Annotated in this window: 10 protein-coding genes; 5 read left to right on the top strand and 5 right to left on the bottom strand. The window is 53.9% G+C overall.

The annotated features are described in order from the left end of the window. Positions 1 to 28: 28 nt before the first annotated feature. Positions 29 to 1606: a cysteine--tRNA ligase gene (cysS, locus tag DKK74_RS01405; RefSeq protein WP_110412435.1), complete on the top strand. Its 1578-nt coding sequence runs from the start codon at positions 29 to 31 to the stop codon at positions 1604 to 1606. Positions 1607 to 1819: 213 nt separating this feature from the next. Here the strand turns inward: cysS and DKK74_RS01400 are convergent, their stop codons facing one another. Further along, positions 1820 to 2950, bottom strand: coding sequence for a glycoside hydrolase family 172 protein (locus DKK74_RS01400; RefSeq protein ID WP_219997337.1), 1131 nt, complete (start codon positions 2948 to 2950; stop codon positions 1820 to 1822). Between the two features lie 1044 nt (positions 2951 to 3994). On the opposite strand from DKK74_RS01400, the gene ffh reads away from it, so the two are divergent. Together ffh and DKK74_RS08720 are read left to right on the top strand one after the other, a co-directional pair. Beyond that, positions 3995 to 5611, top strand: coding sequence for a signal recognition particle protein (gene ffh, locus DKK74_RS01395; RefSeq protein WP_110412434.1), 1617 nt, complete (start codon positions 3995 to 3997; stop codon positions 5609 to 5611). Between the two features lie 480 nt (positions 5612 to 6091). Continuing rightward, the gene (locus DKK74_RS08720; RefSeq protein ID WP_181414860.1) at positions 6092 to 6784 is read left to right on the top strand and encodes an endonuclease/exonuclease/phosphatase family protein; all 693 of its coding nucleotides are present in this window, start codon (positions 6092 to 6094) and stop codon (positions 6782 to 6784) included. Positions 6785 to 6920: 136 nt separating this feature from the next. Here DKK74_RS08720 and DKK74_RS01385 read toward each other — a convergent pair whose 3' ends face one another. The 4 genes from DKK74_RS01385 to DKK74_RS01370 form a co-directional block, all read right to left on the bottom strand. Continuing rightward, positions 6921 to 7631, bottom strand: a complete 711-nt coding sequence (locus tag DKK74_RS01385) for an N-acetylmannosamine-6-phosphate 2-epimerase (RefSeq protein WP_110412432.1) — start codon at positions 7629 to 7631, stop codon at positions 6921 to 6923. 61 nt (positions 7632 to 7692) lie between these two features. Beyond that, complete coding sequence (locus DKK74_RS01380; RefSeq protein ID WP_110412431.1) at positions 7693 to 9345, bottom strand: ABC transporter permease; 1653 nt, start codon at positions 9343 to 9345, stop codon at positions 7693 to 7695. Beyond that, positions 9342 to 10478, bottom strand: coding sequence for an ABC transporter ATP-binding protein (locus tag DKK74_RS01375; protein WP_110412430.1), 1137 nt, complete (start codon positions 10476 to 10478; stop codon positions 9342 to 9344). Before DKK74_RS01375 ends, DKK74_RS01380 begins: the two co-directional genes overlap by 4 nt. Before the next feature lie 168 nt (positions 10479 to 10646). Beyond that, on the bottom strand, positions 10647 to 11519 hold the full coding sequence (locus tag DKK74_RS01370; RefSeq protein ID WP_219997336.1) for an extracellular solute-binding protein: 873 nt from the start codon (positions 11517 to 11519) through the stop codon (positions 10647 to 10649). 397 nt (positions 11520 to 11916) lie between these two features. On the opposite strand from DKK74_RS01370, the gene DKK74_RS01365 reads away from it, so the two are divergent. Together DKK74_RS01365 and rpsP are read left to right on the top strand one after the other, a co-directional pair. Further along, positions 11917 to 12663 carry a GntR family transcriptional regulator gene (locus DKK74_RS01365; protein WP_110412429.1) on the top strand — a complete coding sequence of 249 codons (747 nt, stop codon included), beginning with the start codon at positions 11917 to 11919 and terminating at the stop codon, positions 12661 to 12663. A gap of 190 nt (positions 12664 to 12853) precedes the next feature. Continuing rightward, entirely contained in the window at positions 12854 to 13312 is a 459-nt protein-coding gene (gene rpsP / locus DKK74_RS01360; protein ID WP_110412428.1) for a 30S ribosomal protein S16, read from the top strand. Positions 13313 to 13335: the final 23 nt, after the last annotated feature.

Raw genomic sequence — 13335 nt, 5'->3', positions numbered from 1 at the left:
GTCAGTAATCCTTGATAGGCTCAAGGGTATGGATACGAGTTCGCAACCGCATGATTCCAAGGCTTCAGTCAGTCTGGCTGCAGCTGATCTGCGTCTGTATGACACGGCTGATCACCAGGTGACCTCCTTCCGGCCCATCGAACCGGGCAAGGTCGGCATCTACGTGTGCGGAGCGACGGTACAGAGCTCGCCACACATTGGCCACATCAGGACCACGCTGGCTTTCGACGTGATCCGTCGCTGGCTGCTCAGGCTGGGATATCAGGTGACCCTGATCCGGAACGTAACTGACATCGACGACAAGATCCTGACCAAGGCGGCGGCCAACAGCCAGCGCTGGTGGGAGCGGGCCTACATCTATGAGCGCGAATTCACCCATGCCTACGAGACCATGGGAGTCCTTCCGCCCACTTACGAGCCTCGAGCTACCGGGCACATCCCAGAGATGATTGACCTGATCCAACGCATCATCGACCGCGGTCACGCCTATGTGGTGCCAGACGAGCAGGGACACCCATCAGGCAACGTCTACTTCGACGTGGCCTCCTGGCCTGAGTATGGTGCCCTGACCCACCAGCAGACCGGTACCCAGCCCACTGACGAGCAGGCCGCCGCCAACGACCGGCTGGGACCCAGTATCGACACCGATGAGCAGAATAACGATGCCGAGGAGGAGCCTGGCAAGCGTGACCCCCGTGACTTCGCACTTTGGAAGGCACCCAAGCCCACCGATCCGCCAACGGCTCGCTGGCAAACCCCCTTCGGCACAGGTCGGCCGGGCTGGCATCTGGAATGCTCGGCCATGAGCCACCGCTATCTGGGTGCGGATTTCGACATCCACGGAGGCGGCCTGGACCTGCGCTTCCCCCATCACGAGAACGAGATGGCCCAATCGCACGCAGCTGGCTGGGGATTCGCCCATCGATGGATGCACACGGCCTGGGTGACCCAGAAGGGCGAGAAGATGAGTAAGTCCCTGGGCAACGGGCTGTCCGTGGACCAGGTGCTGTCGCAGCATCCGGCCTGGGTGGTTCGCTACGCCCTGGTGTCGGTGCAGTACCGGTCCATGCTGGAATGGTCCGATCAGTCCCTGCAGGAGGCCGAGGGCGCCTACGAACGCATCAGCAACTTCGTTGACCGGGCAGGACGGATCTTGGGAGCGCAACCCGAGCGCGACCGCGTGGCGGGACTGAGTGCAGACGATCTGCCAGAGGACTTCGTACAAGCCATGAATGACGACATCAATGTCTCAGGTGGTCTGGCCGCCCTCTATGCCCTGATTCGTCAAGCCAACGCGGCCATGGATGCGGACCCTGTTGTTCTGGACCGGAAGTGGCTGGCTAATGCCCTGCTCCAGGTCAGAGCCATGCTGGATGTGTTCGGACTGGACCCTCTCGATCCCCACTGGGCAAGAGCCACAGCCAACCGTGACAACCAGGCCATGAACACTCTGGATACCTTGGTACGCCAACAGTTGGAGGAACGGGATCAAGCGCGAAAGGATCATGACTTCGCCCGGGCAGATGTCATTAGGGATCAGCTGGCGGCGGCCGGCGTGACCGTGGCGGACACACCCGCTGGGAGCACCTGGGATCTGAGCCGCTGATCCCACGTCCGTCATATACGATGTCGCCAGAAAGGTCGATGTCTCGGTCAGCACAGTCTTCATGCTCCCATTCCTTCTCTGACATGTGTCCCGTCTTTCCAAGAACCTATCAAGGGAGGAGCTTGCCCGACAAGTCCGGAACTGGTTGGAGCGATCCACGGTGATCTACCTCGTTTTCATCGGCTGACAGAATCGGAAAGCAGCCTGAATCACTCAACGAGGTCGGCGATCCCGTTCTCCTGTCTCCAGCACATTTTTCGGGAAGGGCTGGTGGGGCTCCTGCTGGTACCAATATGCCACGCTGGCCAAATCGTCCTGACGCTCGAAGTATCCCTGCTCATCCACACCTATCTGCTGCAAGGTCACCTTGATGTCGCTGGCAAAAATGATGGGGTCGGGGATGTGCCAGCGGTAGAACCCCCGGGTCACCGGGGTGTCGGCATCCCAATACTGGGACTCGCGGTTGTCCAGCTGCCTTGAATGGAAGGGAAAGCCCATGTAGGCCCCGCTATAGGTGGTTTCGTGCATTCGGCCATCCGGGTCCTGCCCGGCAAAGCTCCAGGCACCGCCGAAGTAGTCCTCGCTACCTGTGGAGCACCAGGTGGGATAGTCCTTGTCCCCGTCCAGGTAGACCTTCACCTCGCCCTCGCCCCACCAGCGGCTCTCCAGAGCGGTTAGTGCCAGATAGGTGCCCACATAGGAGCCCCGACCATGCACTCCGTCCAGAATGACGTAATCCTGGCCCAATTCGGTGACTCGCTGACGGCGCCACTGGGCATGGAAGGTCATGACATCCTCGGGCAGCCCATCCTTTTCCACATAGTCGATCTGATAGAAGAAAGCCTCGATGGGCTCGTTGTGCCGGTTGCGCAGGACGATCCGGGCCCCGTTGTGGAAGGGCATGGGCCAGTAGCAGTTGAATCCCCGGCGCGGGTAAACGGCCACGGGAACGGATTCCACCCGACAGGCCTGGGCATGGCCACAGCAGAAGAAGTCACCAAGGGGCACGCAAACAGACGGTGTCTGTTCGCCATCCCAGTAGCATTCAAGGATCAGATTGCGCAGTACGTTGGGTCCGGTGGGCGAGGTGGCGTCAGTCACAGTCATCCAGATATGACGAATTTCCCCCGCCCCTGACAAGTCAGCAAGAACGACGTCCTGTCCCGAGGGAATGTTTTTGAGACAAGGAGTCCCTTTCCTGGAGGTACCCAGCTTACTGGCCGTCATAGCCGCCCTGCCCTTGCCCCCCTGAGGGTTCTCAGCATTGACACAGCGAGTTCGGTCCGTGGTTGTGCGAGTCAGCGCCTCCAGACCGTTTGTGATATTCGGCATGCTCATACCCATGATTGTGGTTGCCTTTCGTATTCGGGCCTTCTGCTCTTCTCCCCTGATTTTGTAGCGGATGGCCATGTTCAGTGTACTTGTAGCTCATTAGTTACTTGACAGCGCCCTCCACTATTCCCTCCGAGAGCTATGGCGGAAATACAAAGGAGAAAGCGTCGACAGTCTACCAAGGCACCAGCATCAATGGTCGATTCCACGGCAATCTGGGTGGGAGGTCCCATATACCGCGGAAAACAGCTGAGTGCCATAGCAACACAGAAGTCAAGGGGGTCGTTCCAGCAGTACTGCACACCACACGCTGCACCCAAATGAACGATTTGTAGAAATGGACAGGGGGAACCGCACCAAAGTAATTGTCCAGTTGTTTGTCGGCAGATAAATCAGGATGAGGGTCATTACAGACTCGCTCGATGATGTGAGGGGAACTGTACGTATTTCAAAAATGATGGTAGAGGGAATGATGACACGGAACCTCCGCCGTGTGCAGTTCCGGACTAGATTCATCGGTTCGATTTTGCTCAAGATGCCAGTAACCGTGCCGCATTCGACTTGATATCGCAGGCTTACGCTGATGACAACATCTCCAGGTAGGATCTGAAGTCCGTAGTAGAGAACCCGGCACCTTCTAAAGTCCACATGGCCGAGCTCCTTCCGGAACAATCCGGTCAAACTCAAGGCCATTCTGGGCCTTTTTCTGGCTTTCATGCCGGCTCCCTGCTCCCTCGCATTCATCGACTACGATTCAAGATGCCAACAAATTTTTGAGGGGCATGCATCATGGGATAGCACTCCTCAGGGTGTACAAGGACAATATCGAATCGTTTCGATTTAGTATAACGTCTTAACTGGGTTTGTGTCAATAAGTACGATATGCTCAACAGATTCTGTAAGTTCAAGAACGTTCATTTTCTGCTCTTAAGAGAGTTGTAACGGAAATAGGTAGCCGATAGACAGCGACAAGCAGAAGCAAATGTCTGGAGCAGGTGGCCTTATTCCCAGTAACCGCCGACCAATCTCCCGGCTGACAGGTAGACTTGGGGCATTATGGCAGCATTTTCATCTTTGACTGATCGGCTATCCCAGGCCTTCACCCATCTGCGCTCCAAGGGGAAGCTGACCGAGGCCGACATCGACGGCACAATCCGTGAGATCCGCCGCGCCCTGCTGGATGCTGATGTCTCCCTGGACGTGGTGCGCTCCTTTACCGGACGCATTCGTGAACGCGCTCTGGGCGAGGAGGTCTCCAAGGCTCTGAATCCGGCCCAACAGGTGGTCTCCATCGTCTATGACGAACTGACCAGCATCCTGGGCGCGGGAGTGGACCGGCCGCTCAATTTCGCCAAGAACCCGCCCACAGTCATCATGCTGGCCGGTTTGCAGGGTGCAGGCAAGACCACACTGGCCGGCAAGCTGGGCTACTGGCTCAAGGATGCCGGTCACACACCCCTGCTTGTGGCGGCTGACCTGCAGCGGCCCAATGCGGTCACCCAGCTCCAGGTGGTCGGCGAGCGCGCCGAAGTACCGGTATACGCACCCGAACCAGGCGTGCAGACCAGCGGATCCGAGCTGGCGGCCCCCGGACAGGTCACGGGCGACCCGGTCAAGGTGGCAGCCGACTCGATCAGGGTAGCCAAGGACAAGCTCTACGACGTGGTCATTATTGATACGGCCGGTCGACTGGGCGTGGATCAGGAGCTGATGGAGCAGGCACGCAATATCCGCGACGCCGTCCATCCCGACGAGATCCTCTTCGTCATTGATGCCATGATCGGCCAGGACGCGGTCGCCACAGCCAAGGCCTTCGATCAAGGTGTTGACTTCACCGGCGTGGTGCTGTCCAAGCTGGACGGCGATGCTCGCGGCGGCGCGGCCCTGTCGGTTGCCTCGGTGACCGGCAAGCCCATCCTTTTCGATTCCAACGGCGAGGGCCTCAAGGACTTCGAGGTCTTCCACCCCGATCGTATGGCCTCCCGCATTCTGGATATGGGCGACATCCTGACCCTGATCGAGCAGGCCCAACGCCAGTTCGACGAGGAGGAAGCCCGCAAGGCCGCCGGGAAGATGTCCGAGGGCAGCTTCGGCCTTGATGACTTTCTGGAGCAGCTCCAGCAGGTCCGCAAGCTGGGTTCCTTCAAGAGCATTCTGGGGATGATCCCAGGTATGGCCCAGCACCGCAAAGAACTGGAGCAGTTCGACGAAAAAGAGGTGGACCGGACCCAAGCCATCATCCAGTCGATGACTCCCCAGGAACGTCGTGACCCGAGCATCATCGACGGCTCACGACGGGCCCGAATCGCCTATGGCGCCGGCACTACGGTCTCGGCCGTCAACGGCCTGCTGCAGCGTTTCGAGCAAGCAGCCAAGATGATGAAGCGGATGACCAATGGCAGCCGCACGGTCCCCGGTATGGGTGGTATGGGCGCTGGCGGCGGCAAGAAGGGCAAAAAGGGAAAGAAAAGCCGCAAGGGTTCCCGTTCAGGCAATCCCATGAAGCGAGAGGCCGAAGAGAAGGCATTACGTGAGCGTCTGTCTGGCAAGGGCAAATCCTCCGGCGGCTCCGCCTTCGCCAAGCGCTCCGAAACTCCGCAGATGCCCGAGGGCCTGCCGGACCTGCCTCCCAACCTTGGCGGTGGACTGGGCGGTCTCTTCGGCGGCCGCTAAACGCCTCCCTCCCGCAGGAGACGATGACACGTGAACACCCTTCTCTGGATTCTCCTGGGCCTTATCGCCTTATGGATGGCCCTGCGCTTCCTGCCTGCCGGAGCTGACTGGCACCGACCCCTGGTAGAGCTGATCGCCCTGATTGACTTGCTGGCCGCTCCTCTGCTGGCCATCTTGGTCTGCGCAATTGTGATTCAAGCCTGGCCACAGTCCGCCCTGGCCCTAATCGAGTTGACTCTGGTCACGTTGTGGAGACTTCAATACAGGTTTCACCTGCCCTCTCCTATGAGCTCTGGGCACAGAGATGGGCTACAGTCAAACAATAGACACCGCACTGATACTAGTAATCAATCAGATACGGATGCAGACAGTCCCGAATCACAGCAGTTCAATCAGGACATGCATGACTCAGCGCGGGTCCACACAAAGCCTCACGACCTGGCTCCAGCCACTAGCCACCCAGCTCTTTCTTTGAGAGTCATGACGCTAAACTGCCGCTATGGCAAAGCGGATGCACCGTCCATCCTGGAGCAGGTTCAAAGCCAGAATGTTGACGTTTTAGCCCTGCAGGAGGTGAACTCAACTCTACTGACTCATCTGCAGAAAGCAGGGATGAGGCGGACCCTGCCGTACCTCGTGGAAGGCCCTCAGACCAAGAATGACAATGGCGGCAGGAACGCGCTCTTCTCTCGGCAGGAGCCCATTTGGTCTCAACCGGCAGTCCTTGATTTGGAAGCATCAGCTGTCCCTCTTATGCTTTTGCGTACCCAAGCTGGAACAATCCGAGTGGCTTCGGTCCACCCCAGGTCGCCCCAGCGCGGTGCCAAGCAATGGGGCCTGGGCATTGAACGCTTGGCTCAGCTAAGCAGCGAAAATATGGAGGCCCTCCCAGACATGGAATCCCCTGCATTCACCATCATCATGGGTGACTGCAACGCCAACCTGCACCATCCAACCTTTCGTGCCATGCTGGAGTCCGGCAGGTTGCGGGATACCTCGCTGTCTTTGGGCTGCGGCCCGCATCCAACCTTTCCGCATTGCCGAGCACTTCTACCGCCGCTGATTGAAATTGACCATATTCTGGTCAGCCAGGGTATCAGAGTCAAATCAATGAAGACAACTGGAGTTCCAGACTCCGATCACTATGGCTTATTGACCGAACTATGCATATGAACCGATGTTAATGCTCTTTATCACTGAGTATGCTTGGGCGTATCCAGCATACTCAGTTGGAGCGCAGGCCATCTGCTGCTTAACACTGTAAGAAGGCCTGTGAGCTATACGGTATCAACAAGCATGACTTAGATTCTTACTGGACTACCGAAGATTCCACGGACTGTGCTGAACGGTGGAGACCTGCGACAAACCAAGAAGTTATCGTAGTGGGATGCGTGATAGCCGTACCTACACAAACGGCAAAGGCTCCGTGTTTTAATGCTTCATAAGCCTGGTCGGGTGTATGAATACGCCCCTCTGCTACAACTGGTAGGGAAATAGTCTCCACCAACTCATCGATAAGCGCATAATCCGGTCCGTGGCTCATGACTCTGGCAGGCGTATACCCACTTAAGGTAGTTCCAACCAAATCGACGCCTGCCTCTTGGGACCAGACGGCATCAGCCAAACAACCGCAATCAGCCATAATCAAAGCCTTTGAATGAGCTCGTATTCCTTTCACCGTCTCTTTAAGTGTCAAGCCATCAGGTCGTGGCCTGTCAGTTCCATCCAAGGCTACTATGTCTGCACCGGCTTCGACTACACGTAGAGCATCAGCCAGTGTCGGCGTTATATATACTCCTTCATCGCCAACTTTGACTAAGCCTATGATCGGTACTCCAACTAAGGACCGACCAAGTTGAATGTCTTTGATACCTTGTAGACGTACCGCTGATGCCCCACCTTTGACAACAGCTGCAGCTATTTGCGCCATGGTTCGTGAATCCCGCATAGGCTCACCCGGATAGGACTGGCAGGAAACAATCAAATTTGATTGCAAAGAATTGATAACGGAACAATCCATGACGAATCACCTTCTTTCCAAAACCCCGCCGAACCATTCATTTATCCATAAACAGTCAGCTTCAGATATTGATATCCCTGCTACCTGAAATCTTGTAGAACAGGAAAAGCAGGAAGACTGTTAAAACTGTCAGCATCGTTGATAGCGCAGCAGCGACACCATAGTTTCCACTCAGCACTTCCGAATAAATTGCAATTGACATCGTGCGTGTTTTAGTGGTATACAAAAGCACGGTGGCACTGAGTTCAGTGATAATACTGATCCAGCTGAGTATGGCACCCGAAATGATTCCCGATAGAATCATGGGTACGGTTATTCGTACAAATGTACGAGCTGGCGACGCTCCTAAACTAATGGCTGCTTCCTCCACACTGACACTGGTATTGCGCAAGGTAGCTTCAGCAGAACGTACAGTGTATGGCAATCGTCTGATGACAAAGGCCAGCACGATAATAATAGAAGTACCGGCAATCACGATGGGGCCATGATTGAAAAACGTCAAGAGTGCGATACCCATGACAGAACCTGGCACAATGAAGGGCAACATTAAGATCACGTCTAGCCAACCGGTCAAACCACTTCTGCGGCGTACCATCACATAAGCCGAAAGAACTGCGATGACGACGATGATGCTCACTGCAATCAGTGAAAACAGCATAGTATTTTTGATTGCACTTCCAGCTTCATCTAAGGTCTGTCGATAACTATTAAGGGAAAAGCCTCGAGTAAATACTCGACCACTGGTGTTTTTAAATGATGTGTATGCCACATAGAGCTGCGGAATCATTGTGAAAGCTGTAAACAGATAAACCGCAACATGAGCCATCACTCGTCCAAGTGCCGTTCTAGCTTTTGCAGGAACGATTGGATGCAAGGCATTCATTTCGTAAGACATGCGGTTAGAAACATATCTCTGCGCGAAGAAAACAATGACTGCCAGTGCAACAATGACGATGCTCACTGCGGCAGCAAACCCGGTATCGCCGCCCATTTCACTGATGAACTCGGTATATATCAGGACTGGTACAGTACGATACCCCTGACCAATTAGCATTGGCGTACCAAAATCTGCAAGCGCACGCATAAAAGCCATCAGACCGCCAGCTAGTACCGTGGGCATGATCAGGGGAGCGACTACTTTCAGCACTTTCTGAACGCCCTGATATCCCAGGCTCTCTGCCGCATCGAGCAAGGATGAATCGACATTTTTCATGGCACCCAGAACGTACATGAATACCATGGGAGACAACTGTAAAGTAAGCACCAATACAATGCCTGGGAATCCATATATGCTGGGAACCCTGATGCCCATTCTGCGAAGAAAACCTGTTATCGTGCCATTGTTGCCTAGCAGGAGGATCCAAGAATATGCGCCAATGAACGGGGCTGACATGGAAGACACCAACATCAATGAACGAACGACACTCGTTCCCTTGATGCTGATGGTAGCCACGATATAGGCCAGAGGGGTGGCAATGAGCACTGAAAGCAAAGTCACCGATACGCTTACGGCCAGACTGTTCCAAATAGTTTCCAAATAGAAGCTTTTACCGAAGAAACGAGCAAAATACTTGGTAGTGAAGGAGCCGCTATTCGAATCTTTAAAAGCGCTCAGTAACAAACCACCGAGAGGAATAAGCAGAGCGACAGTATAAAAAACGAAGACAGCCAAGGCTACAGTGGTCCAGCCGTCAAGACGAATTCGACGCTTCATACCTGACTCGCCTCCATCTCCCGCTTGGCTGCATCATTTATCAACACGTTCCGCCCGCTTTCGGTATCGAATATATTGATGTCGTCCATATTGAATGACAGGCCAACTTGCTCTCCCGGGACAAGCTGAGGTGCATTTACTGAATTCTTAGATACTTCAATGTGCTCACCAGAAGTTAGCACCAGTTGATAATGCACGCTTTCACCTAGAAAAGTGCTGCCCACCACCTCGGCAGCAGTTCCATGGTCAGCCTTGACGAACGATATTTCATTCGGACGGGCAGCCATAATGACATGCTGAACCTTCTGATGCAGTAACGCTTGTGATAATTCCGGGCGCAACTCTAGACGGCTCAGGTCGTGGTCGAAGGCCAGGGAAACGACTCCGGATTCTTTGGTCACGGTAGCTTGGAAAAAGTTGGTCCTACCAATGAATCCTGCAACAAACTTAGTTGCCGGGTGCAGGTATACCTGGCGTGGAGTATCCACCTGCTCGATCACACCCGCATGCATAACGGCCAAACGATCGGAGACAGCCATAGCTTCCTCCTGGTCGTGGGTAACGTAAACCGTTGTAATACCAACAGCTTGTTGCACGTGCCTGACGACATTGCGCATCTCGACACGCAGTTTTGCATCCAAATTCGACAAGGGCTCGTCCATCAGCAAGAGTCTCGGCTGAATAACAATGGCACGCGCCAGTGCGACCCGCTGTTGTTGCCCTCCGCTGAGGTCCTTGGGATAACGATTTTCCCACTGCCGGATCTGAACGACATCCATGACCCTGTCAGTTTTCTGGCGCATTTCCTCCTTGCTAAGTCCACGATTTTTCAACCCAAAAAGAATATTGCCTCTGACGGTCATGTTGGGGAAAACGGCATAATTCTGAAAAACCATACCGATATTGCGTTTCGCCGGCACAAGATCATTAATGACAGTTCCGTCGAAAGCAATTGTTCCTGATGTGATCTGGTTGAAACCCGCAATCATACGAAGCAGTGTCGTCTTGCCACATCCTGATGGACCGAGAAGAGTAAAGAACTCACCTTCTTTGACTTGCAGATCTAGGTCAGGGATAACAAGGGTATCGCCATAGGACTTGCGAATGTGAGAAAGCTCAATTGATGTTGCCATAATAGTACTCCATCCCCTACTGCAGGCTGGCGAACAGATCGGTATACTGCCTCACGATGTCATCACGGTGTGCCTCAACATAGGCACCATCCTCCTTGATGGATTTGATACTGCTCATAGGAGCAAGCGCCTTCCCCAACGAAGCATCACTTCGCAAAGGTCGGTTGGTTAACTTGGTGCCAAAACGATCTGCACATCCTTGCTGATGACAAAATCCACGAATTTCTCTGCCAGTTTGCGATGGGGCGCCTTCTTGACAATACCGACATAAGAATCCAGGAACACCGCCCCTTCTCGAGGGTAGACAATATGAACAGAAGCACCATCTTTCACGTAATTGGCTGCAGGCTCCTCGTAGGTGACTCCAACCGTATACTCGCCATCTGCTACCCCACGTGCCACCGCAGACGAACTGGATGCAACCTTTCCATCAAGGTTTTTTATTAAGCTACCTACATAATCCCACCCCTTGCGAGATGTATAGTTACCGCCCATAGCTTTTAATTGATTAGTCAGTTGGGCAAATGCAGAACTTGACGTGGCCGGATCACCTGCAGCGATCTTCCCTCTCAACTCAGGTCGAAGCAGGTCCTCATAAGACTGTATCTTGTGTGACCCTTCCAACTTATCGTTGACAAGGAGCACACTTCCGTTAGATATATATGCGGTTGCCAAACCAGTGACGTTCCTGGAGGCCTTCTGCAAATACTTGTCGTTGGGAGAAACATATTTTTCGAAATACTTATCGAACTGATCGCGTACCGCACCAAGCAGCACGTCCGCGGATGGGCTGTTGGCTTCAGCCTTGACTCTTGTCAGAATCTCTCCTGCTCCGGCCTCCAGTACCTCCACCTTGACGCCGGTTTTCTTTTCAAAAGCCGGAACAATCTCTGCGACAATTTCCTTGCTGTTTGGAGTATAGACCACCAGTTTCCCACCAGCCGATGCGGGATCTGACTTCCCACTGCTCGACGACCCGCATCCACCTGCCAGCATCAGGGCGAATACGGTCATTGCCGTGAGCAACTTCCTTGTTCTCATGACGTTCTCCTTTTTTAGCACTCCCCCCATTGGGACATTACCAATACTGGTATAAGCCAATATTGTTATTATTGGTATATACCAATAAAGTGGTTTTTTCAAATCCAACGGTGCGTCTCCTGAACTTTATATACAAGAATCACATTTGATCTGACTTGTAAAATCAGGACCTTAGATTAGATATATCAAAAATAACTTATTACTGTGACTTAACAGGAGAGGCTGAAATTAACCTTTGAATATGCTTATTGCAACGGTATATACCAATAAGATCCTTACTTGAACAGACTCACTCAGCATCTTTCATACCATTTTGGCCGCAATGGTATATTCCTATTAGGAACAAGAGGGATTCGACCGAAAGAAGGGAACGGCTTCACATCTAGGGGGACGCATCATGACCAATGAAGACCTTACATCAGCAGAAGGCCGCGGCAAGGCTCAAGCCCTGCGCGATTACCTCGATTCTCTGATAAAGCACTCGCTTCCTGCACACGCCAAGCTTCCGACAGAAAGATCTTTGGCTGCAAAATATGGCATTAACCGAGCAACGGTTCGCAATGCACTCAACCAATTGGAACTTGAAGGTGCCATATACCGCAAGCAGGGTTCAGGTACGTATGTTGCTGAGCCCAGAATCACCAAATCGATTGAGTTGACATCCTTTAGTGACGACATGGCTGCACGTGGTCTCACGCCTGGTTGCAAAGTACTCATTACAGAAGTTCAGGAAGCCAGTTCTTCCCTGGCTTTTAAACTGTCGCTTTCGCCTGGAGCTCCAGTCATCCATCTTCGGAGACTACGTACCGCAGATAATCAACCCATGTGTATCGAGGACGTCTGGATTCCCCAAACGTTGACCCCAGATCTACTTAAGCAAAATCTTGAGGGATCCCTTTATGAGCTATTGGAATCCAAGTACCATTTATCTTTGACTGCGGCCCGGCAGATCATAGACGTGAGCACCCTCAGCCGTCGACAATCAGAGCTTCTCGGCACAGCCCCACACTCCCCTACCCTACGAGTGACCAGAATTGTTAAAGACAGTATGGATCGACACATCGAGTATGCTGTCAGTTTGTACCGCGGCGACAGGTATAACTTCGATTTTACTGTCCAAAAGGCTCGCGGAAGCAGGTTTTGAAGAGCTGCGGACTAGACATGCAGATAGATAACTTGTCTCTCGCGCTATCCTCCGGTTGAGGTATACTTTTTTCGTTATTCATGTCCGGAGGAGCCCTCTCATTCCGACGGCCGTGAGGAACACGCCAGGAGCGCCACCATGCCCCACATGGAGACGCCGCCGGGCACACCAAGTACCAAGGAGAGCCGTTTTGGCAACCAGAATTCGTCTGAAGAGAATGGGTAAGAAGTTCTATCCCTTCTACCGCGTGGTCGTGGTCGATTCCCGCAAGAAGCGCGATGGCAAGGTCATTGAGGAGATCGGCACCTACGATCCCAACACCCAGCCCTCTTCAATCAAGATCGACTCCGAGCGCGCCCAGTACTGGCTGGGTGTGGGCGCTCAGCCCAGCGATCCTGTCTTCAACCTCCTGAAGATCACCGGCGACTGGCAGAAGTTCAAGGATCTGCCCGGCAAGGAAGGCACCCTTAAGGTGCCGCAGGCCGAGGTCGATGCCCAGGCCCGCATTGAGCAGGCACAGAACGAAGCTCAGAAGCTCAAGGCCGCCAAGTCCGAGGTTGATGCCAAGGCCAAGGCTCAGGCAGAGAAGGAAGCCCCCAAGGCCGATGAGTCGGCAGACGCCGCCCAGGCCGAGCAGGCAGCTGAGTAAGGCACACTCACTAAAGATTGGAA

It is taken from the genome of Bifidobacterium asteroides, assembly GCF_003202755.1.
Lineage (GTDB): Bacteria > Actinomycetota > Actinomycetes > Actinomycetales > Bifidobacteriaceae > Bombiscardovia > Bombiscardovia asteroides_F.
The sequence above is the reverse complement of the archived record's forward strand: the minus strand, read 5'-3'. Positions and strand labels throughout refer to the sequence as shown.